The organism is Streptomyces sp. NPDC025793 (assembly GCF_055558375.1).
This window is the reverse complement of record NZ_JBVHMR010000012.1, coordinates 47,277-68,346: the sequence shown is the minus strand read 5'-3', so window position 1 is coordinate 68,346 and position 21,070 is coordinate 47,277. Positions and strand designations below refer to the sequence as shown.

The 21,070-nt window shown below is 72.3% G+C and carries 18 protein-coding genes and 1 pseudogene; 10 read left to right on the top strand and 9 right to left on the bottom strand.

Features of this window, described 5'->3' with window-relative positions; all coding sequences use genetic code 11:
- Window positions 1–200: 200 nt before the first annotated feature.
- A pseudogene (locus tag ACZ4MF_RS23015) lies at window positions 201–1,852 on the top strand (amidohydrolase).
- A 35-nt stretch (window positions 1,853–1,887) separates the two neighbouring features.
- Here ACZ4MF_RS23015 and ACZ4MF_RS23010 read toward each other — a convergent pair.
- Both ACZ4MF_RS23010 and ACZ4MF_RS23005 read right to left on the bottom strand, forming a co-directional pair.
- A complete protein-coding gene (locus ACZ4MF_RS23010; protein WP_467493808.1) occupies window positions 1,888–2,541 on the bottom strand; it encodes a DedA family protein in 654 nt (217 codons plus the stop codon).
- A gap of 252 nt (window positions 2,542–2,793) precedes the next feature.
- Window positions 2,794–3,516, bottom strand: a complete 723-nt coding sequence (locus tag ACZ4MF_RS23005) for a TetR/AcrR family transcriptional regulator (RefSeq protein ID WP_467493807.1) — start codon at window positions 3,514–3,516, stop codon at window positions 2,794–2,796.
- Between the two features lie 89 nt (window positions 3,517–3,605).
- On the opposite strand from ACZ4MF_RS23005, the gene ACZ4MF_RS23000 reads away from it, so the two are divergent.
- The gene (locus tag ACZ4MF_RS23000) at window positions 3,606–5,216 is read left to right on the top strand and encodes an FAD-dependent monooxygenase (protein ID WP_467493963.1); all 1,611 of its coding nucleotides are present in this window, start codon (window positions 3,606–3,608) and stop codon (window positions 5,214–5,216) included.
- A gap of 57 nt (window positions 5,217–5,273) precedes the next feature.
- Here the strand turns inward: ACZ4MF_RS23000 and ACZ4MF_RS22995 are convergent, their stop codons facing one another.
- Entirely contained in the window at window positions 5,274–6,509 is a 1,236-nt protein-coding gene (locus tag ACZ4MF_RS22995; RefSeq protein ID WP_467493962.1) for a nucleotide sugar dehydrogenase, read from the bottom strand.
- A 559-nt stretch (window positions 6,510–7,068) separates the two neighbouring features.
- On the opposite strand from ACZ4MF_RS22995, the gene ACZ4MF_RS22990 reads away from it, so the two are divergent.
- The 8 genes from ACZ4MF_RS22990 to ACZ4MF_RS22955 all read left to right on the top strand — a co-directional run bounded on the left by ACZ4MF_RS22990 (window position 7,069) and on the right by ACZ4MF_RS22955 (window position 13,887).
- Window positions 7,069–7,551: a hypothetical protein gene (locus ACZ4MF_RS22990; RefSeq protein ID WP_467493806.1), complete on the top strand. Its 483-nt coding sequence runs from the start codon at window positions 7,069–7,071 to the stop codon at window positions 7,549–7,551.
- Window positions 7,552–7,646: 95 nt separating this feature from the next.
- Window positions 7,647–7,940, top strand: coding sequence for a hypothetical protein (locus ACZ4MF_RS22985; protein ID WP_467493805.1), 294 nt, complete (start codon window positions 7,647–7,649; stop codon window positions 7,938–7,940).
- Between the two features lie 96 nt (window positions 7,941–8,036).
- Entirely contained in the window at window positions 8,037–9,047 is a 1,011-nt protein-coding gene (locus ACZ4MF_RS22980; RefSeq protein ID WP_467493804.1) for a Gfo/Idh/MocA family protein, read from the top strand.
- A complete protein-coding gene (locus tag ACZ4MF_RS22975; protein ID WP_467493803.1) occupies window positions 9,044–9,952 on the top strand; it encodes a sugar phosphate isomerase/epimerase family protein in 909 nt (302 codons plus the stop codon). The genes ACZ4MF_RS22980 and ACZ4MF_RS22975 overlap by 4 nt, the downstream gene beginning before the upstream one ends.
- A complete protein-coding gene (locus ACZ4MF_RS22970; RefSeq protein WP_467493802.1) occupies window positions 9,949–11,325 on the top strand; it encodes a M20/M25/M40 family metallo-hydrolase in 1,377 nt (458 codons plus the stop codon). Before ACZ4MF_RS22975 ends, ACZ4MF_RS22970 begins: the two co-directional genes overlap by 4 nt.
- Window positions 11,322–12,467, top strand: coding sequence for an Ldh family oxidoreductase (locus ACZ4MF_RS22965; protein WP_467493801.1), 1,146 nt, complete (start codon window positions 11,322–11,324; stop codon window positions 12,465–12,467). The genes ACZ4MF_RS22970 and ACZ4MF_RS22965 overlap by 4 nt, the downstream gene beginning before the upstream one ends.
- Window positions 12,464–13,432 (top strand): Gfo/Idh/MocA family protein, encoded by a 969-nt coding sequence (locus tag ACZ4MF_RS22960; protein WP_467493800.1) that lies wholly within the window; start codon window positions 12,464–12,466, stop codon window positions 13,430–13,432. Before ACZ4MF_RS22965 ends, ACZ4MF_RS22960 begins: the two co-directional genes overlap by 4 nt.
- On the top strand, window positions 13,429–13,887 hold the full coding sequence (locus ACZ4MF_RS22955; protein ID WP_467493799.1) for a DUF6917 domain-containing protein: 459 nt from the start codon (window positions 13,429–13,431) through the stop codon (window positions 13,885–13,887). Before ACZ4MF_RS22960 ends, ACZ4MF_RS22955 begins: the two co-directional genes overlap by 4 nt.
- Here the strand turns inward: ACZ4MF_RS22955 and ACZ4MF_RS22950 are convergent.
- The 6 genes from ACZ4MF_RS22950 to ACZ4MF_RS22925 are packed head-to-tail and all read right to left on the bottom strand — an operon-like array spanning window position 13,863 to window position 20,884.
- On the bottom strand, window positions 13,863–15,473 hold the full coding sequence (locus tag ACZ4MF_RS22950; RefSeq protein ID WP_467493798.1) for a class I adenylate-forming enzyme family protein: 1,611 nt from the start codon (window positions 15,471–15,473) through the stop codon (window positions 13,863–13,865). The two genes, ACZ4MF_RS22955 and ACZ4MF_RS22950, sit on opposite strands and share 25 nt — an antisense overlap.
- Window positions 15,470–16,288, bottom strand: coding sequence for a class I SAM-dependent methyltransferase (locus tag ACZ4MF_RS22945; protein ID WP_467493797.1), 819 nt, complete (start codon window positions 16,286–16,288; stop codon window positions 15,470–15,472). Before ACZ4MF_RS22945 ends, ACZ4MF_RS22950 begins: the two co-directional genes overlap by 4 nt.
- Window positions 16,281–17,648, bottom strand: coding sequence for a protoporphyrinogen/coproporphyrinogen oxidase (locus ACZ4MF_RS22940; protein ID WP_467493796.1), 1,368 nt, complete (start codon window positions 17,646–17,648; stop codon window positions 16,281–16,283). Before ACZ4MF_RS22940 ends, ACZ4MF_RS22945 begins: the two co-directional genes overlap by 8 nt.
- On the bottom strand, window positions 17,645–18,631 hold the full coding sequence (locus tag ACZ4MF_RS22935) for a UbiA family prenyltransferase (protein WP_467493795.1): 987 nt from the start codon (window positions 18,629–18,631) through the stop codon (window positions 17,645–17,647). The genes ACZ4MF_RS22940 and ACZ4MF_RS22935 overlap by 4 nt, the downstream gene beginning before the upstream one ends.
- Window positions 18,624–19,760 carry a DegT/DnrJ/EryC1/StrS family aminotransferase gene (locus ACZ4MF_RS22930; protein ID WP_467493794.1) on the bottom strand — a complete coding sequence of 379 codons (1,137 nt, stop codon included), beginning with the start codon at window positions 19,758–19,760 and terminating at the stop codon, window positions 18,624–18,626. Before ACZ4MF_RS22930 ends, ACZ4MF_RS22935 begins: the two co-directional genes overlap by 8 nt.
- Window positions 19,757–20,884, bottom strand: coding sequence for a DegT/DnrJ/EryC1/StrS family aminotransferase (locus ACZ4MF_RS22925; RefSeq protein WP_467493792.1), 1,128 nt, complete (start codon window positions 20,882–20,884; stop codon window positions 19,757–19,759). Before ACZ4MF_RS22925 ends, ACZ4MF_RS22930 begins: the two co-directional genes overlap by 4 nt.
- Window positions 20,885–21,070: the final 186 nt, after the last annotated feature.

The following is a 21,070-nucleotide window of genomic DNA, read 5'->3' as shown; positions in this document are numbered from 1 at the left end:
CGTCCTCGACGGCCTGGGCGCCCACGCCAACACCGCGACCCCCGAGCGGCCGGCCGCGGTGCTCCGCATGCCGCTCACCACCGCGGAACACGAACTGGGCCTGCCGCCCGGCATCTTGGACCACACCACCTGAGCGTCCCGCCCTCCCCTGTTCTTGCCCTCATCGCTGTTCTCGCCGTCACCGCCGTGAGGGAGCCCCCGTGCCCGCCGCCGACCTCGTCCTGCTCTCCGCCCGGCTGCTCGACCCCGCCACGGGCCGCGTCCTGCCGCACACCGCGCTCGCCGCGCAGGACGGCCGGATCAGTTCCTCGGCGACGGCCGGGCGGCCCGCGCGCTCGCCGGAGTCGGCAGCACGGTCGTGGACCTGCGCGGCGCGGTGGTCACCGCGGGCCTGACCGACGGGCATCTGCACCCGGTTTCCGGCGCCGAGCGCACCATGGGCGCCGACCTGTCCGGCTGCCGCGACCTGGACGCCGTGCGCGGCGCGCACGCCGAGGCGGTACGGACCCTGCCGCCGGGCGGCTGGGTGCGCGGCTGGGGCCTGGACCCGAACGCCTTCGGCACCGCTCCTGTCGGCACCGCGGCCCTCGGCCCCGTCCTCGACGGCGTACCCGCCCTCATCGATCTGTTCGACGCGCACTCGGCGCTCGCCGGCGAACGCGCGCTGGAGCTGGCCGGCATCGACGGCCCGCGCTCGTTCGACCAGGGCTCCGAGATCGTCTGCGACGCCGCCGGCCGCCCCACCGGACTGCTGCTGGAGGACGCGGCCTGCGAACTCGTCGAGGCCGTCGCACCCCGGCCCACCGAGGCCGAGGTGCGCGCCCGGACCGCCGAGGTGCTGCACGCCATGGCCGCGTCCGGCCTCACCGGCGGCCACGCGATGGACGCGAACGGGGACAGCCTCGCGGTCTGCGCGGCGCTGGAGGCCGAGGACGCCCTGCCCCTGCGGCTGCGGGTCGCACCGTGGTGCCGGCCGGAGACGGACGACGACGCCGTCGCCGGCCACCCGCCACAGGGCACCGGCGGCGCCCTGTGGCGGGTGGCCGGCGTGAAGCTCTTCGTGGACGGCACGATCGACAACGGCACCGCCCGGCTGGAGACACCCGACTGCCACGGCGAGTCGGCCCACGCCCACTGGCCCGACCCGCGGCGCCACACCCAGGTCGTCACGGCCCTGCACCGCGCCGGTGTGCCGACGGCCACGCACGCGATCGGCGACGCGGCGGTGCGCCATGTCCTCGACTCCGTGGCGAAGGCGCAGGCGGAGGGCCAGGCGCAGAGGCGAGGGGAGGGGCCGGATGCCGCGCGGCCGGTACGCCACCGCGTCGAGCACGTCGAGACCGTCCCGGACGACACCGTACGGCGGTTCGCGCCGCTCGGCGTGGCCGCGTCGATGCAGCCCACGCACTGCTGCGAGTTCACGCGTGCCGACCACACCGACAACTGGTCGCGCCGGCTCGGCGAGGAGCGTGCCGGGCGGGCGTTCCGCTGCCGTGACCTCTGGGAGGCCGGGGCGCGGATCGTGCTCGGCTCCGACTGGCCCATCGCGCCGTACCCGCCGCTGAAGGTCATGGCCGGCGCCCGCCACCGCCGCCCCGCCGACCTCTCCCTGCCCCCGCACGGCCCGGCCCAGGCCCTCACCCCGCTCCAGGCGCTCCGGGGCATGACGGTCAACGCGGCCTGGGCGGCGGGGGAGGAGACGCGGGCGGGGGCGATCTCCGTGGGACACCGCGCCGACCTCACGGTCCTGGCCGACGATCCGTTGGCGGTGGCCGACACGGATCTGGCGGATCTGCCGGTCGTGCTGACGGTGGTCGGGGGCCGGGTCACGTATCGAGGAACGGACGTCTGAGACGCCCCGAAGGGGGTGCGGGAAGCCTCGCCCGATCAACGGCTCCGGCGCGAGGCCCGGCCCGGTCTGCTCTCGCGCCGGTGGCGGTACGCCTCGATCAGCAACGGCACCATCGACGCGGCGACGACCACCGCGACGAGCGGCAGCAGGTAGTCGTCGATGTGCGGGACCGACGCCCCCAGGCTGTAACCGGCGAGGACCAGCGTCTGTGACCACAGCACGCCGCCCACGGTCTGCCACGGCGTGAAGGTGCGGACAGGCACCCCGAGCGCACCGGCCACGGGGTGCAGGACCGTCCGCAGCAGCGGCACGAACCGGCCGATGACCAGCGCCTTCCCATAGCCGTAGCGCGCGAGCAGCTGCTCGGCGCGGGCGGCCGTCGCCTTCACCCGGCGGCTGGAGGTGCGGGCCAGCAGCGCCCGCCCGCCACGGCGGCCGATCAGATAGCCGACCTGCCCGCCGGCCACCGCCCCGACGGCGGCGCACACCAGCACCTGCCACAGCGCGAGGCGGGGCGGCTGGTGCGCGCTGCCGGCGCACAGCACCCCGGCCGGGAACAGCAGCGTGTCACCGGGCAGGACGAAGCCGACGACCAGCAGTCCGGACTCCGCGAAGAGCACCACCAGGACGCCCAGCGCGCCGAAGGCGGCCAGCACCGAGGCGCTGTTCAACGGGTTGACGGCGATCACCGGGGCGCGCCTCCTGGCCTCCTCGCAGCACTGCTTCCGCGCAGCACCGCTCGCTCACCAGGATCGCCCGCCGGGCGCGAAACCGCCCGCGTCGCGACCCAGGGCCGGAGGCCGGTGACACCTTGGGCCATGCAGACCATGAGGTCGTCCTGCACGCCGTACGTCCGCCACGCCCACGGCGGCGCAGCCGATACGGCGACGGGTCCCGCGGCCGGACGCGCATCGGGCCCGGCGGCCGCAAACGCCCTCGGTTCAGCGGTGTGCGAGGCCGTCGATCAGCACGCCGAGGGTGAAGTCGAACCGGTCGTGGCCCTCGCCGGCGGTGAGCTCGGCGGCGTGGCGGGTGGTGTGGGGGAAGGTCTCGACGGGCAGGGCGGTGAACCGGCGCGTCAGCTCGTCGCGGTCGAGGACCCAGGCGGTGTCGTCGTCCGCCGCTCGCCGGCGCGCGACGGACACTTCGAGGCAGTAGGCGGCCACGTACAGCAGGAGGGCGTCGATCGCCCAGGCCGCGGCCTGCGGGGGGACGCCGCCGGCGAGCAGGATGGCCAGCATGCCTTCGGTGACACGCATGGTCTGGAGGTCGGTGGGCGCCATGGCGAGCGCGGCGCGGGAGATCCCGGGGTACTTCAGGTACTGCTCGCGCATCTGGGCGCACACACCGCGGATCTGCTCCCGCCAGGCCGCGGGGTCGGGGGCGGGCAGTACGAGCCCGGCGCACAGCCGCCCGATGAGCAGCTCGTCGAGGTCGGCCTTGTTGACCACGTGGGCGTAGAGCGAGGCGGGTCCGGTGTCGAGCGCGCCGGCCAGCCGGCGCATGGTCAGCGCCTCGTAGCCCTCTGTGGCAACGACGCCCAGCGCGGTGTCGACGACCTGTTCCACGGTGATCGGGGCCTTGCGGCGCCGTGGTCGGGCGTCGGTCGCGGCCTCGGGGTTCGGCGGCTGATGGCGCGCCGCACGTCGCTCTCTCGGGTTCACCCGGCCATCATAACTTGACACGAACGGTGTTCGTTTGTAGAACACCGTTCGTGACAGGGGATGTGAACCGAGTGGATGTGAACCAGGACATGGACGTGGGCGCGGATGTGGACGTGACCGTGGTCGGCGCCGGGCCGGTGGGCCTCGTGCTCGCCGCCGAACTGGCGCTCTCCGGGGCGACGGTGCAGGTACTCGAACGACGGGCGGAGCCGGACCGGGCGATGAAGGCCGGAGCCATCAACGTGCCGACGGCCGAGGCCCTCGACCGCCGCGGTCTGCTGCCCGCCGCCGAACAAGTGCAGCGGGAGGTGCTGGACCGGATGGGCTCGTTCGCTCCCGCGACCGGCGACCGGCCGTCCGGTGACCGCCCGCGGGCCCACGAGACGCGGTTCACCGGGCATTTCGCCGGAATGGTCCTCGACGCCGGCCTCGTGGACTGGTCCGATGCCGACCTCGCCGCGCATGCCGCGGTCGGCGGCGCGCAGATGGTGCCGCAGCGCGAGCTGGAGGGCTTGCTGACCGAGCATGCGACGCGTCTCGGCGTACCGGTGCGTCGCAGGGTGGAGGTCACCGCGTTCGAGGACACCGGCGACGGCGTACTCGTCGGCACCACCGCCGGCCCGGTGCGCACCGGGTGGCTGGTCGGGTGCGACGGCGGGCACAGCGCCGTACGCCGTCTCGCGGGCATCGACTTCCCCGGTACCGACCCCGAACTCACCGGGCGCCTGGCGGTCGTCGACATCGCCGATCCCGAGAAGCTCGCGCCCGGATGGGTGTGGTCGACCCGGGGTGCGTACCGCTGCGGGCCTCAGCCCGGGCGGGTGGTCACCGTGGAGTTCGACGGCGCACCCGCCCCCCTCGCCCACGCTCGGCCTCGCTCGCGCGGGGGGACCCCCATGGTGCCGGTCACCCTCGAAGAGGTGCAGGCCAGTCTGCGCCGGGTCTCGGGCACCGATGTCACGCTGACCGCGCTGCGTGGCGCCGCGACCCGCTGGAGCGACAACGCCCGCCAGGCCGCGGCCTACCGGTCGGGGCGGGTGCTGCTGGCCGGTGACGCCGCGCACGTGCACTCGCCGTTCGGCGGGCAGGGGCTCAATCTCGGGGTCGGCGACGCGATGAACCTCGGTTGGAAGCTCGGTGCCGTGGTCGCAGGGTGGGCCCCCGAAGGGCTGCTCGACACCTATGACGCCGAGCGCCGTCCCCTCGGCGCCTGGGTGCTGGACTGGACGCGGGCCCAGACCGGGGTGATGCGCGGGGACCCGAAGTCGGCCGCGCTCCGTCAGGTCGTCGCCGATCTGCTGAGCACACGGGCCGGCGCGACCTACGCGGTCAAGAAGATCTCCGGCGTCACACAGCGCGTCGACCTGCCCGGCGATCATCCGCTGGTCGGGCGGTACGCCCCCGACCTGTGGCTGAGGGACGGCTCCCGTCTCGTCGACCACGGTCACGGTGGCGGATTCCTGCTGCTCGACCGCACTCCGGACGGTGCCTTCGCCCGCCTCGCCGCGGCCTGGGCCGGGCGTGTGACCGGCGTGACCGACGACCACGCGACGACGCCGGCCGGGCTGCTGGTACGCCCGGACGGGGTGGTCGTCTGGGCCTGCGACACCACCGACACCGCTGCCGTCACCGGTCTCGAAACCGCCCTGCATCTGTGGGCGGGTGATGCGGCACACGGCGCCGGGCCGGCGCAGCGGTGAAGGGTGAGGCTGCGACGCCGCGGGTTGTCTCGGACATGACCGAGGGGCGTCGAGGTTTCAGAGCCGGACGGCCCGGTCCCCCGGTACGCGGCCGGTCGTGTCGAAGAGGAGGCGGGCCGTGCCGGCGAGTTCGGTGAGGTCGTACGCGCGATGACCCTGGAGGAGAATCGTCAGGTCGGCGCAGCGGGCGGCGTTCAGCGGGTCCGGCCGGCGGGGGAGGGGCACGTCGGCGAGGGTGAAGTCGTGGGTGTAGGGGTCGTGGTAGCTGACCCGCGCGCCGAGCGCGGCGAGTTCCTGCGCGATGTGGGTCGCCGGTGAGTGCCGGTGGTCGTCGGTGTCCGGCTTGTAGGTGACACCGAGCAGTACCACCGAGGCTCCGCGCACGGGCGTTCCGGTGCTCTCCAGCAGGGTCTGTGCACGCTGGACGACGTGCCGTGGCATCGCGTGGTGGGTGCGTTGGGCGGCGCGGACCAGGTCGAAGCCGAGGCCCTTGTCGTGTGCGTGGTGGAGGAGGTACTCGGGGTCCACGGGGATGCAGTGGCCGCCGATGCCGGGTCCCGGGTGGAAGGGGTGGTAGCCGAAGGGCTTGGTGGCGGCGCACTCGACGACGTTCCACACGTCGGCGCCGACGGCGTGGCAGTACACGGCGAACTCGTTGACCAACGCGATGTTGATGTTGCGGTAGGTGTTCTCCAGCAGCTTGGCCAGTTCCGCCTCCTTCGTGCCGGCGGCGTGCACCACGGCGTCGACGAAGCGCTCGTACAGGGCTGTACAGCGTTTCGCGCACAGCTCCGTGGAACCGCTGGTGATCTTGGGTGTGTTGGTGATGCCGAAGGCCGGGTTGCCGGGGTCGATCCGCTCCGGTGAGTATCCGAGGTGGATGTCGGTGCCCACGGTGAATCCGCGCGCCTCCAGGATCGGCCGTACGAGCTCTTCGGTGGCGCCGGGGAACGTCGTCGACTCGATCACGACGAGGGTGTCCTTGCCGACCTGGTCGGCGGCCGTGCGGCATGCGGTGGTCAGCGGGCCGAGATCGGGCGTTCCGTCGGCGGTGAGGCCGGTCGGTACGCACACCGCGACCGCCTCCGCCCGCGCCAGGACCGCCGGGTCGGTGGTGGCGACGAAGCCCTCGGCCGTAAGTCGTTGTACGTCCGCGTCGGTGACGTGGTGCACGGGGGAGCGGCCGGCGCAGAGTTGCCGCACGACGCGGGAATCGGTGTCGAATCCCGCCACGGAAAGTCCGGCTCTGCTCGCACTGCATGCAAGTGGCAGGCCCACGTATCCGAGCCCCATCACTACGAGTTCGACCGACATTCGCCGTCCCCCTGCTCTCGTGGCCCTCACAGTCACGGCACGGAAAACGGCTCATCCCGCCCACGGAACGAGTCCGTGGGCTTTTCGGGGATACCGATTCCGTGCCCCCGATCGGACTGACCAACCGATCTTGACATGTCGCACTGCGGTGAGGAAGGGCTAATTCCGGACGCCGTTTTCGGAGGTGGCGGAATTGCAGTCCGCGCTCGCGTTCATATGATGATTGTCCGATTCACTCGACCGAGGTAGCTTGCCTCGTCACCCATTGTCACCGCTCCTGACGCTCTGACAGTGTGGTGAATGCAAGAAACGGCTCGGAACCGGGAAATCCTTTTCCGGAGAGTCGGGGGGTTTCTGTTTTTCGGTGGAGTGCATGAATTCGGGGGTTTGAGCCTGACGAAAATCTTTCGCGAGATCGTCACGGCGCCTTTCGATTTCCGCTTCCGCAGCTTCGAGACGGGCAGATGAGACCCGGCTCGACAGTTATCTTCCCACTGAGCCTGCACGCACTGTTCATTCTCTTCAGCCAGGAGGAACAATGCAGAACATCCACAGGAACAAGAAGCGCCTGGGTGTCGGCATCGCCGCAGCCGTCTTCGCGGCCGTGGCGGCCATCGGTGCCGGCGCGCCGGCCGCCCTCGCGGCTCCCGGGGACACAGGCTTCACCATCGCTTTCACCCATACCACCATTCCGGGCAACCCGGAGCTCGGTGACCGCTTCGTGGGCAACGGCGTCGTCACCGACGACAGCGGCGCCCGGATCGGAACGGCCGTCGACCACTGCGACGAGGACGCGGTCACGCCCACCAGCACGACGGTTCAGTGCACCACCACGGTCAACCTGCCGGACGGGCAGCTGTTCATCAACGCCGAGGCCCCCATCCCCGACAACCCGACCGCCTACCCGTACTCCTTCGAGGGTGTGATCAGCGGGGGCACCGGTGCGTACGACGGCGCCTCGGGACAAGCGCACATCGTCGCTCTGCACCCCGGTCTCTACCACGTGACGCTGGAACGCTGACAAGCTCTGCCCCCCCCGTGGACGGACGGGGCCGCGGCGCACTGCGGCCCCGTCCGGCGGGCGCTCGGAGAGAAGCTCGTCAAGGAGGAGGAACCATGCGACGTGCGGTAGCAGCTGCCGTGCTCGCCATCGGCGCACTGGTCATGAACGCCGCACCGGCCAACGCCCAAGGCGGTCAAGTGGTGGTGTTCGAGACCGAAGCCACGCCCCTGACGCACTACGACGATCCAGTCGGTTGCCACAACATGCCGCCCCTGGCCCATGTCATCGACAACCTGACCGACCAGCCCATCAGGATCTACACCCTTCCGCATTGCTGGGGGCCGTACCTCGAAATCCAGCCGGGCTACGGCAGCCACATCCACGGCGCAGGCAGTTTCTCGGCCTGACCGATTCCCTCCGCCCGAACGGCGACGGCACACCGGAAGCACGGGTGTGCCGGTCCGCCGCCAGGGCCTTTTCCGCTCGCGATGCATGGGCCTCTTATGCTCGACGCACTTGTCATCGGCCTCGGCCGGGCCGGCCTGGGGCTGCACCTGCCCGTTCTCACGCGGTTGCGCGTGTGCCGCGCACCCGTCGTCGCCGTCGACCCGAACGCCCCCCGCGGACATCCGCAGGGACCACCCGTCACCGTGCTGCGCACCCTGCGCCAGGCCCGCGACCGGCTCGCACCGCAGAGCACCGTGGTCCATCTGTGCACACCGCCCGCGGTACGGGCGGATGTGCTGCGCGAGGTGGCAGCACTCGGGTTCACCCGCGTCATCGTCGAAAAGCCGCTGGCGGCCGACGAGGACGAGCTGGAGCGGACGTTGCGCATCAGCCGCGACCACGGGTTGCGGCTGTGCGTGGTCGCTCCCTGGCTGCACTCCACACTGACGGACCGGCTGGTCGCGCTGATCCAGGGCGGTGACCTGGGCCGGCTGCACACGGTGAGCATCACCCAGCACAAGCCCCGCTTCCGCCGGTCCTCGACCAGCCGCAGCCACGAGTCCGCCTTCGACGTCGAGATACCGCACGCGCTCGGCCTGGCGCTGCGGCTGGCCGGAGACGCCGAAGTGGTCAGCGCCCGGGCCACGGACCTCGACCTGGGCGGGGAGGTGGTGCGGCGCATGGGATCCGCCCACCTGACACTGCATCATCACGACAAGGGAGTGCGCACCGTCATCGACTCCGACCTCACCTCCCCCGTCCGGCAGCGGCGTGTGGTTCTGTCGTTCACCGCAGGCGGCATCACGGCCGACTACCCGATCGGGCAGGACGACGACTACGGCCAGCTCAGAGTCACCCACGCGAACGGCCGTGGCGACGCGGCGGTCCGTGAGGTCGTCCAGGACGAGGCGCTCGGCACCTTCTTCACGCGCGCCTACCGGCGCTACGCCGGCAGCGGCGCCCCCGGCCGCGACACCGACCTGGAGGAACAGGTGCGCTGCTGCCGCCTGTTGCTGGACGCCAAGCGGCGGGCCTTCACCCGCACACCCCTGGAGCGGACACCATGAACGGTGCGGACAGCGAAGCGCCCTTCGGCATCGTCTACGCGGGCATCGGCGACGAGGCGGGCGCCGCACTCGACCAACAGGTGTCGGCGCTGCACGCTCTGGGCTGGCACGCCATCGAGCTGCGGACAGTCGGCAACGTCGCGGTCGCGGATCTCGACGACAAGACCTTCGCCGGACTCGCCGACCGGCTCGGCGAAGCCGGGCTGGACGTCGTCTGCCTCGATTCCCGGATCGGTGACTGGTCACGGTCGGTCACGGGACCCTTCGAGCACGACATCGCCGAACTCGACGCTCTCGTCCCCCGGTGCCGTCGACTCGGCACCCGGTACGTGCGCGTCATGTCGTACCCGAACGCCGGGCTGAGCGAGACGGCCTGGCGGGCGGAGGCCGTGCGCCGCCTGCGCGTGCTGACGCGGCACGCCGAGGAACACGGCCTGGTCCTGCTCCACGAGAACTGCGCGGGCTGGGCCGGCACACGGGCCGAACGCATGCTGGACCTGCTGGCCGACGTCGCGAGCCCGGCCCTGCGCCTGCTGTTCGACACCGGCAACGGCGTCCCCTACGGGTACGACAGCCACGCGCTGCTCCGCCAGATCATCGACCATGTGGCCCACGTGCACATCAAGGACGCCGTGCCGGGCCCCGACGGTGTGACGTACACGCAGCCGGGGCTCGGCGTCGCCGGGGTCGCGGACTGCCTGCGGACGCTGCTCGGGCACGGATACACCGGCGCCTGGTCGATCGAGCCGCACCTCGCCCTGCGTCCGCACGACGGGCACGACGACACCGCGGAGTCGGGTCCGACGCTCTTCGCCGCCTACGGGCGGCACCTGCGGCGCCTGGTGCACGACGAGGTGGTCGGCCCGAGCGGTGCGGGCGCAGCACGAGAGCAGGCGGTGCGGTGACCGGCGCTGCCACGACGCCAGGCCTCGCACCGCTGCGCCGGGTGTCCCTGACGGCCTCGGAACGCGCCTTGCTGCTGCGCCTGCTCGACACCCCCACCGCCGGTCCGCTGGAGACCGGCGGTGCGGCGCCCGAGCCCCGGCTGTGGGAAGCGGGACGGGCGTACGCGCGGGCCGCCGCGACCATCGGCATGAACGTCGTCTCGCACACCGCCGCCGCTGCCGCCTTCGTCGTCGGACGCGATGACGTGCCGGCCGCCGTCCAGGACGCCGCGCGGGAGCCCGGTTTTCTGGCGTGCCAGCCCAACCTGCTGCTCCGCCTCGGACCGGAACTGCCGCACCCGGCCACCGTGATGTGCAACGTCCATCTCGACACCGTGGCCGGATGGTGGCCCGCCCGGTTCGACGGCCGGCGCTTCCACGGCCGCGGCGCGATCGACGCCAAAGGTCCGGCCGTGGCCCTCCTCGCGGGCATCCGGGCCGCCCGGCGCCTCGAACCCGCGCTGGGCGATCGGGTCGCCGTGCTGGTGCAGGCGGTGGCGGGCGAAGAAGGCGGCGCCATGGGCACGTTCGGCACCAGAACCCTTGTCGAGCAGGGGCACGTCGGACGCCTCAACCTCTTCTGCGAGCCGACGGGCCTGCGCCGACTGCCCCGCGCCACCGCGTCGATGACCGCCTGTGTGCAGGTGAGCGGCGAGGACGCGGTCGACGACAGCCCCGAGGCGGGACACAACGCGACCGCCCTGCTCGGACATCTCGCACGGCACCTGGCCCTCGCGGTCCCGCCACGGCTGGACCGGGCCGGCCGCATGTGCCTCGCCGGACTGCACACGGGAGACGGACACAACCGCGTCTACGGCTCGGGGCAGTTGCTGCTCAACTTCGCCTACGGCTCCCCGGCGGCCGGCCCCCGGATCGAGACCGTGCTGGAGGAGGCCGTGCGCGATGCCGTCGCGGAGTTCCGCGCACGGTTCGGCGCCGTGCCCGACTTCGCGCGCACCGCGGCGGACGCGGCGTCGATCCTGCGCGTGCGGTGGCTGAAGCGGGGCCTGCCCACGCTGGTCAGCCGGGCGGAGTGGGCCGAGGAACTGCTGGACGCCGCGGACGTGCCGCCCTGGCCCGCCGACGAACCCGCCTTCACCTGCGACGCCATCTGGACGGCGGACGTGCCCGACACGTACACCGCCGTCTACGGCCCCGGACGGTTGGATGCCAACCGGGCCCACGCCGAAGGGGAGTTCGCCGAGCTGACGGAACTGGAGGCGTTCGCCGCGGGCATCGCCAGGATCCTGGTCGGCTACGCGCGTTCCGTGATCACCGGTGACCACCATGGCCCGCTGCGGGCAGATCCGCTGCGGGCAGAGGAGACAGCATGACGCAGGCAGTGCACCGCCCCGTCGACAGCGCGGACGGCGCCCCCGACGGGCCACGGGTCGACTACCACGCCCTGCTCACCTTCGTGACCGGCGTCCTCACCGCCCACGACATACCGCCCGCCGACGCCGCCGAGGCCGCGCAAGCCCTGTGCTACGGCGATCTGGCGGGCTTTCCCTCCCACGGGGTGGCCAATCTCTCCCGTCTGTACCTGCCGTTGCTGGACAGCGGCCGGTGCGATCCGCGGGCCGAGCCGGTGATCGTCACCGATCGCGGCGCCTCGGTCCTCCTCGACGCCCGCCGGGCGTTGGGGCTGTGGGCCGCCGGCCGGGCCATGGACCTCGCCGTCGAGCGGGCCCGCGAGTACGGCATCGGGATGGTCTCCGTGCGCGGCGGCACCCATTTCGGCTGCGCCGGGTACCACGCCGTGCGGGCCGCGCGCGAGAACATGGTGGGCCTCGTCACCGCCAACTGCGGCCATCAGAGGCTGGCTCCCGCCGTCGGCGGACGCGATCCGATGCTGGGCACCAACCCGCTGGCCTTCGCCGCACCCGCGGGCGAACTGCCGCCGTTCGTCCTCGACATGAGCACCACCGTGGTGCCCACGGGCAAGGTGCGGTCGGCGGCTCGTGACGGCGACCGCATTCCCCACGGCTGGCTGGAGGACGCGTCCGGCCGCCCGGTGACCGACCCCGCGGCGTTCGACCGCGGCGAAGCACGCCTGCGCTGGCTGGGCGGCGAGCCGGAGACCGGCGTCTACAAGGGGTTCGGTCTCGCGCTGCTGGTGGAGGTGGTCTCCGCGCTGGTACCGGGCGCGGGGGTGGGGCCGCGCATCGGGCCGGACGGAGCATCGGGGCAGCGGCGTGACGACGACATCGGCTATCTGACCCTTGCGATCGCTCCGGGACGGCTGCGCGGGGAGGCGGAATTCCTCGGCCAGTCCCAGGGTCTGTTCGGGGCGCTGACGAGCTGCGTACCGGTGCGCGCGGACGCACCGGTCACCTACCCCGGCCTGCCGGAGGCCCGGCGTGCCGACGAACGGCTGCGCCATGGAGTGCCGCTGGCCCGAGCGGTCCACCGTGATCTGCAGCGGGTGGCGCGTCGGCACGCGCTGCCGTTCCCGGGCACGGAGGACCCGTCATGAGCCGTATCCGCGTCGGAATCATCGGACTCGGTGTGATCTCGCGGTTCTACCTGGCCGCCTTGGACAGCGCCCCGTCCTTCACCCTCACCGCGCTGTGCGATCCGGACGTCACCAGGCTGGCGGACGCCCGGCGCCCGGCGGACTCGGGTACGGACACCGCACCGGTGTCGGTCCACCGCGACCACCGGGAGCTGTTGGCCGAGGCACGCGTGGACGCCGTGATCGTCAACGTGCCCAACGACCTGCACTACGCCGTGTGCCGGGACGCGATCGAGGCCGGCGTCGCGGTCTGCGTCGAGAAGCCGTTGACGACACGGCCGGCGGAAGCACACCGCCTGACGCGGCTGGCCCGTCGCAACGGAACACCTCTGTTCACCTCCTTCCACCGCCGCTACAACGACGAGGTACGTCACCTGCGCGCCAGGACCGTGCTGGCGGGCAAGCCGGTGCGGCAGCTGACGGTGCGCTATCACGAGCTCATCGAAGAGCACGCGGGCCGCGACCGCTGGTACCTCGATCCCGCGCGGTGCGGGGGTGGCTGTCTCGCCGACAACGGCCCCAACGCGTTCGACCTGGTGCGGTACTTCCTGGGCGATGTGCGGGTCGTGGACGCGGCCGTCCAGCGCGACGCGCGCGGTGTGGACCGGCAGGCGCGCGTGGTGCTGCGCGGGCACGGCGGGACCGAGGCGGTGGTGGACCTGGACTGGTCGTATCCGGGGGAGCGCAAGGAGGTCGAGGTGCGGACGGCCGACGGAGCCGTCGACGCGGCGGACATGCTCGCGGGCCACCATGGCTTCAAGGAGTCGCTGTGGCACGAATACGTCGGCGTGCTGGGGGACTTCGCGCACCGGCTGACCACACCGGGGCCCGACGGGCCGACGGGCCCGGACGGGCCGGCGGTCGCGGAGCTCGTCGCCGCCGGCTACGCGGCCGAGCGCCGGCCGGTGCGAGGAGACGTACGGTGAACCCGGACGAGGACGGGCCCAAGCGCACCGTGTCGGCCCGGGTGGTGAAGGTGCTCGTCCATCGGTGCGAGGACCGCGGTATGACGCTCGAACCCTTCGCCTCCCGCTGCGTACGCCGCGGCGAGGTGCACGAGCTGGTGACGACGGACCAGGCGGTGGCCGGACCGGGAGACCGGATCGACCGCGTCGGCTTCCTGGGATTCGCCGAGATCGGCTCGGCGGGGGTCATCGACCGAGGCGACCGGGTGTGGGCCGACGACCACCTCATCGGCACCGTCCTGGGGTTCGACGCCTGCCACCTGCCGAACCACTACAACATCCTGATCGCCGCACCCGAGCCGGTGACCGGAGCGCAACTGCCGCTCGCGGTCGAAGGATCCGTTCGCTTCGAACAGGGCGCTCCGCAGCGGGAGGCAGAACCCGCGGCCGGTCAGGTCCAGCGGCCGGTGCCGTAGCCTTCCAGCGCCGTGTCCGGGAAGAGGTGCTCGCGCAGCAGTTGCCGGCGCACCTTGCCCGTTCCGGTCCTGGGCACCTCCTGCCAGGGCAGCACCACCGGGTCGGCGAGCTCCGGCAGGTCGGTGGTGGCCCGCTGCCATGCGGAGGCCTCCAACTCCCCGCCCGAGACGACGAGTACCGGCTGCGGCGGCCGCCCCTTCACACTCAGCACGGTGGCCTCCCGTACCGCCGGCAGCCGGTCCTCAAGGACGTCCTCCAGTTCCATGCAGCTGATGCCGGGCACGGTGTCGACCTCGCGGTCGAGCAGGCGCAGACAGCCGGTGCGCGTCAGTACGCCCAGATCGCCGGTGTTCCACCATGGCCCGTCGGCCTTGGCGGCCCAGCGTTCCGGTTCCCCGGCGTAGCCGGCGCACCGGGCGCGGGTACGGACCATGACGATCCCGGGGTGCCCGCGGCGCACCGGGCGGAACGTCACCGGATCGACGATCCGGAGCCGGGTGCGCCAGGGAACCGGCCGGCCGACGTTCCGTGTCGTCGGATGACGCCCGCCGGCCTGTGCCACCGCACGGCGCGTCAACGGCCGGAAGGTGAGCGGGCCCGTCTCCGTCTGCCCCCACGCCTGGATCCACAGGGGACGGCGGCGCCGTGAGGCCGCGAGGAACGCCCGTACCGCGGGCGGATGCATCGCGTCGAAGGTGCTGATGTACAGCCGTACGTCGCGGAAGACGTTGTCCGCGCCGTGCCGGTCCTGGGCCAGGTCACGCCATCGCACGAAGGTCGAGGGCGCCGCTTCCAGCAGGGTGGGCGGGTGCTGTGCGAGCGTGCGGTGCGCGGTGGCGGGGTCCGAGCTGTCGAGGATGACGACCTTGCGCGGACGCAGATGGAAGACGCTGACGGTCCACGGGATCGCCCGGCCGTGGCAGAACGGATTGGCGTTGGCCACCGTGTCGCCGCGGCGACTGGTGATCACGGGCATCCGTGTCGCCTCGAAACCCGCCAGCTGGTCGATGATCGTCGTCGCGGTGTGCTCGACGAGCTTGGGCACACCCGTGGTACCGGACGTGTGCGTGATCAGGAGGGTGCGGCCCGCGGCCGGTCGGCGCGGCGAGGGTGCCGTGCCACCGCGCAACTCGCCGAGCGGTGTGGCGCCGGGCGCCGTCCCCTTGAGGCTGACGGTGCGGCCGGCGAGCGCCGTCAGATCGCGACCCGCGCGCCGCGCGGCCGCCAGGATGCGGGCGTCGGCGACGAGCACGGCGGCGTTCAGGCGGGTGAGCAGCGTGTGCAGCGCATGCGGCGCCAGATGGTCCGAGAGCAGGGCGGGGACCGCCCCGAGCCGGGCGGCGGCGCAGGCCAGCAGGGCATAGTCCCAGTGGTTGGGCTTCACCACGGCGATCGTGTCACCGGGACGGGCACCGGCCTCGGCGAGCCGGCCCGCCGTCTCCCGGACGAGCCGGGCGAGCTGTCCGATGTCGTAGCGCACCTCGGCCCGCGGGGAGATGTCCAGGGGCCTGCTGAGATGGACGACTGTGTCGCTGTGCTGCTCGGCCAGCGTGTCGAAGAGGGTGCCGAGATCGTGTGGTTTCATCGCTCCTCATACGGTGCGCGACCGGTGACGGTGACCATCACCTGCGTCAGCCAGGAATTGGCGGGGTCGTTCAACTCGGCGGCCGCCTGGTCGAGTCGGTGGGCGGTCATGCCGGTGTACGCGAGCATGGCCGGACGCAGATGGGCGAGCCAGAGCAGGTACCAGCGCGCCGCGTCGCCGCCGCCGCACACCACCGAGGAACGGCCTTCGCCGCGGACGTCCACCAGTCCTGCGGCCGTGGCCAGCGAGGCGTCGAGGAGGCCGCAACGGGGGTGGTAGCCGGCGTCGGACATCACCTGGTACGCGGCGAGTTTGACGTCCTGGAGGAAGTCCGGGCGGGTGGGGTGGCTGAAGAGGGAGGCGGTGTCCGTGTCCTCCAGGACCAGGTGTCCGCCGGGCTTGAGCGCACGGCACAGCCGGCGTACGACCGCCGGCCGGTCCAGGACGTGCTGCACCACCAGCCGGGCATGGATCAAGTCGTAAGCGGCACGCGGGAATTCGTCGGTGGTGACGTCGTGCCGCCAGACCCGCACGCCGTGCTCGGTCAGCCACTCCAGGCGGTCGGTGCGCAGATCGACGGCTTCCACGATGCCGGCCGTGCCCGCCCGCTCGGCCATCCAGGCCGCCACCGAGCCGTGTCCGGCGCCCACTTCGAGGCAGTGCCAGCCGGCGGTCAGGCCGGTCCGGGCCAGCCGTGTGCGGGTGCCCGGGTCCCACAACGCCTCGCCGAGCCGCAGTCGTTCGTCCTCGTCGGGAAAGCTCGTGTCGAAGACGTACCGGCCGCGCAGCGGCGCGAGGGCGGTCCGATCACTCATGCGCGGCCTCCTCGGGCCTGGGATGCGATGCGGCGGTGTCCGAGAGGTGGGCGAGCAGCCTGGGCACGACGAGGAACGCGGAACGCAACGCCCCCTCGCTGCTGGGGCGTTGCACCAGCCAGTCCCCGGCGTAGTCGACGGCACGGGCGGGACGGCCGAGAAAGCCGGGCCGCAGCCGCAGCGACTCGACCGTCGCCTCCGGCGTGCCGTGCGGGAACCGGTGGACGTTGGCGAAGAGCGTCGCGGCGCGCAGCCCGGGTACGTACTGCTCGGCACGGCGGGTCACTTCGCCGACGATCTCCTCGTCCGACGCCCCGATGAGCTCACGGCTGGTGTCGGGGCTGGTCAGCACGGACACCAGACCGGCGCCCCGGGGCACGCGCCATGGGTTCTTGCGGTGGTCCACGGTGACGGCGCTGAGGGCGGGATCGTGCGACTGGGAGATGATCAGCGCGTAGGCGGCGGGGGTCCCGGCGATCGAGCGGGGCTCGCGGAGCGCGAAGCTGACCCGCAGCCGCACCGAGTAGGTGGCGGCCCGCAGATAGGGCTCCTCGTCGTCGGGCATGTCCGGGTGGAGCTCGCGGGCGAGGGGCGCGGGGACGGCGAGCACCGCGCATCGGGCGGTGAGCCGGCTGCCGTCGGCGAGCGTGAGACGGGTGTGGCCGCCGTACCGGGTCACCTCCTGCACCCGGCTGCCCGTCGTCACCGGGAGGCCGGCCGCGAGGGTGCGGGCCAGGGTGTCCATGCCGTCGCGGTAGGTGTGCCAGTGCGCGGAGGAGCGGGTGGCCAGCATGTGCGCGACGAAGGGGCCGGCCGCGGAGCGCTGCGGGTACCAGCCGGTGAATCCGGTGACCAGTGGCTGGAGCAGCCAGTCCACCAGCTCGGCGCCGTAGCGGTCGGCGAGTTCGGCGACGGTCGTCTCGCCGAGCGGGGTGGCCTCGGGGCGATCCGGGTCGAACGACCGGCGCGCGCGCAGGCCGTGGCCGGTGAAGCGCATGAGCTGCAGGCGGGCACCGAGGCCCAGGCCGCATCCGGTGAGCAGGCCGCGGGCCCGGCCCACGTTGCCATGGGGACGGCCGTCCCGCCAGGTGGCGATGGTGCCGTGGATACGGGGCACGTCGGGCGCTGCCAGACCCAGCCGGTCGATCAGGCTCCAGGTGGTGGGAAATCCGTGCGTGGCGATGGCTTCGGCGCCCTCGTCGATGATCCAGCCGTTCTGCCGCAGTGTGCTCATCCGGCCGCCGACCCGTTGCGCGGCCTCGAAGACCTGCACGTCCCGGCCCGCGTCGCGCAGCAGTCGGGCGGTGTGGAGTCCGGCGACACCGGCGCCGACGACCGCGATGTCGAGATCTGCGGTCATGACAGGTCCCCGATGCCCCGGGCGTCGAGCAGCGGCGCCAGCAGGTTGACGGCGAGGAGGAGCACCACGGTCAGACGGTGGGTGCGGATGGCCAGTCTGCGGGCGCGCAGTACGTCCGCGTCGCGCAGGAAGAGGGTGAGCTCGACCAGGCGTACGGCCGGTACGGGCAGCAGCGCGAGCGGGAACCACCAGGGCGCGGCGAAGACGACGGGCGCGAGCGCGATCAGGGCGGCCTGGGCGAGATTGACGCAGACGATGAAGGCCGCGTTGCCCGCGGGCGTCACCAGCGCGGCGACCGTACGCCGCCCGACATGGGCGTCACCGTCGGCGTCGTTGGTGTTCGAGTACAGGCCGAAGAGCATGGGGCCGCTGCCGAACAGCACCGCCTGCAGCGCCACGAAGAGGGTGAACTGGCCGCTGACCAGGCCGTACGGGATGAGCACCATGCCCACGCCGAAGCCCATGAGGAAGAGCTCCTGCCAGCCGTGGTAGCTGATCTTCAGCCCCCACGAGTACTGGACGGCGGTGAACAGGCACACCGCCGCGGTGGCGAGGGCCCACAGCGGCCGGAAGGGGGCCGATTCCGCCGCGACCGTCCACAGCACGGTGCCCACGGCGGCGGCGAGCAGCGCGAACCGGATCGCCTCGTCGGCGCGCAGCGCACCGGTCACCAGGGGTTTGCGCGCCATGCGCCGGGGTTGTGCGTCCGCGCCGTAGTTCATCGCGTCGCTTCCGTCGCGGAAGCCGGTCACGTCGTCGAACGCGACCGCCGAGGCGATGACGAACACCTCGCCGAGCAGGAAGACGACAAGGGTCGCGAGCGAGTGCGGCGAGGTACGGGCGGTGGCGGGCAGGAGGCTCCAGGCGAGGGGCAGCGCCAGGTAGTAGTCGACGATGTCGAGCTTGGCGAGGCGCAGATAGGCGTGCATCCGGCCCGTGTGTGCGAGGGCGGACAGGTCGAGCGGTGAGTTCACCTCAGCCATGACATCCAGCTCCCTTCGGTGCGGCGAACTCGCAGACGCTGTCGGCGATCCGTTCCACTTGGGCGTCGGTCAGGTGCGGGTAGACGGGAATGGCCAGTTGGCGCCGGGCCGCCGATTCGGCGTGCGGCCATGACCGGCCCTCGGGCGCGTAGCGGCGGAACGCCGGCTGATGCGGCAGGGGGGCCGGGTAGTAGACGTGGGCGGCGATGCCGCGGTCGGCGAGGTGCCGCTTGAGCGCGTCGCGTTCGTCGGCGAGGAGTGAGTACACGTAATAACAGCGGCCGTTGCGGCCGGGCGGAGGCGCGAGGATTCCGCGGTCCCGCAGTGGTGCGAAGCGTTCGGTGTAGTACTCGGCGATGGCGGCCCGGCGCTCCAGCCGTGCGGCCAGGCCCGGAAGCCGGTGCAGCTGGAACGCGGCGAGCACCTCGTCGAAGCGGCTGTTGTACCCGATGCGGTCGTAGACGAACCGCCGGCTGCCCTGGCCGTGGTTGCGCAGCGACCGTACGAGACGGCCCAGCGCGGCGTCGTCGGTGACGACGGCCCCGCCTTCGCCCGCCGTGCCGAACGTCTTGACCTGGACGAACGAGAAGAGTCCCGCATCGCCCCAGCTCCCGGCGGGACGTCCGTCCAGGACGGCGCCCTGCGCCACCGCGGAGTCCTCCACCAGCCGGACCTCGCGCTGCCGCGCCAGACGCCGCAGCGCCGGCATGTCGGCCATCACCGAGAACATGTGCGCGGGGACGACGGCCTTGGTACGGCCGGTGATCGCGCGCTCGACCTGCTCGGGGTCGACCACCATCGTCCAGGGCTGGATGTCGGCGAAGACGGGCGTGGCTCCGAGACCGACGACGGTGTTCGCCAACGGGGCACACCCGTAGGCCGGTACGACGACCTCGTCGTCCGGGCCCACGCCCATCGCGTGGAGAACGAGCGTCAGCGCCGAGGTGCCGCTGGAGCAGGCGATGACGTCCGCGACGCCCAACTCGTCGCGCAGCGCCTGCTCGAAGCGGGCCGTGTGCTCGCCGAGGATGAACTTCTGGCGCGGGTCCGTCCCGACCTCGCGCACGATCGTGAGCAATGCCGCACGGTCGGCCTCGAACAGATCGGGAGGGAAGAAGGCGATCGTCACGGCCTGCCTCCCGCGCGGGCTCGTCCGTCGTAGAAGCCGCGGATCAGCGCGCACACCCGGTCCACCGCGGACAGCGGCAGATCCGGGTAGAGCGGGAGCGCCACGGTGCGTTCGCAGGCGGCCTCGGCGCGTGGGAAGTCGCCCCGGCGGTGGCCCAGCGCGGCGAAGGACGCCTGGAGGTGCAGCGGTTGTGGATAGTAGGTCTCGGTCTCCACTCCCCGAGCCGCGAGGTGGGCGACGAGCTCGTCGCGCCGGTCGGCCTCGATCAGATAGACGTAGAAGACCGGGCGGGTCGACGCGGCACGGGGCACGAGCGTGGGCAGCCGGAGGACGCCGGAGACGTCACGCAGCCGCTCGTCGTAGGCGGCGGCCAGCGCGGCACGCCGGGAGATGTCGTGCTCCAGCGATGCCAGCTTGGTGAGCAGGACGGCCGCCTGGATGTCGTCCATCTTGCTGTTGACGCCGGTCAGTTCGGTGGCGTTGGAGATGGCCGGGAAGTGCGCGAGGGTGCGGCCGCGACGGCCGTGGTGCCGCAGGGCCGCGGCGGTCTCGGCCACGTGGGGGTCATCGGTGATGACGGCGCCCGCGTCGCCGATGGCGCCCAGCGTCTTGGTGGGGAAGAACGACAGCACACCGCCGGCCCCCAGCAGACCGGCGTGGATCCCGTCCCAGCGCATGCCGATCGCCTCGGCGCTGTCCTCCAGGACGGTGAGTCCGTGGCGTGCGGCCACGCCGCCGACGGCGTTCATGTTCGCCATCTGGCAGAAGAGGTGCACGGGCATGATCATGCGGGTGCGCGGCCCGACCACCGAGGCAGCCGAGTCGGCGTCCAGTGCGTAGCTGTCCGGTTCGATGTCGGCGAAGACCGGTCGGCCGCCCGCCAACACCACGGACGACGCAGTGGCGACGAAGGTGAAGGCGGGGACCACCACCTCGTCCCCCGGCCGCAGTCCGCAGGCCCGCAGCAGCAGGACGAGCGCATCGGTGCCGCTGTTGACCCCGACCGCGTACCGGGCACCGGTCCAGTCGGCGAGAGCCGTTTCGAATTCGGCGACCTTCGCGCCGTGCGAATATTTGCCGTCGTCCAGGACATCGGTCACTTGACGCTGAATGTCCTGCCACATTCTGGCGAATGCTGCTGCCTGACTGAAGAAAGGAATGCTGTCGGCATATCCCGCATATCCCGCAGAATTTTTCTCACGCCGCCCGGAGCTCAGGTCGATGCGTGCTGTCACGTGACCCCCCTCTGTTGAATCACGCATCGAGAATACCGTGGTCACATGACCGTTCAATTCACTCAAAGGGAGGAG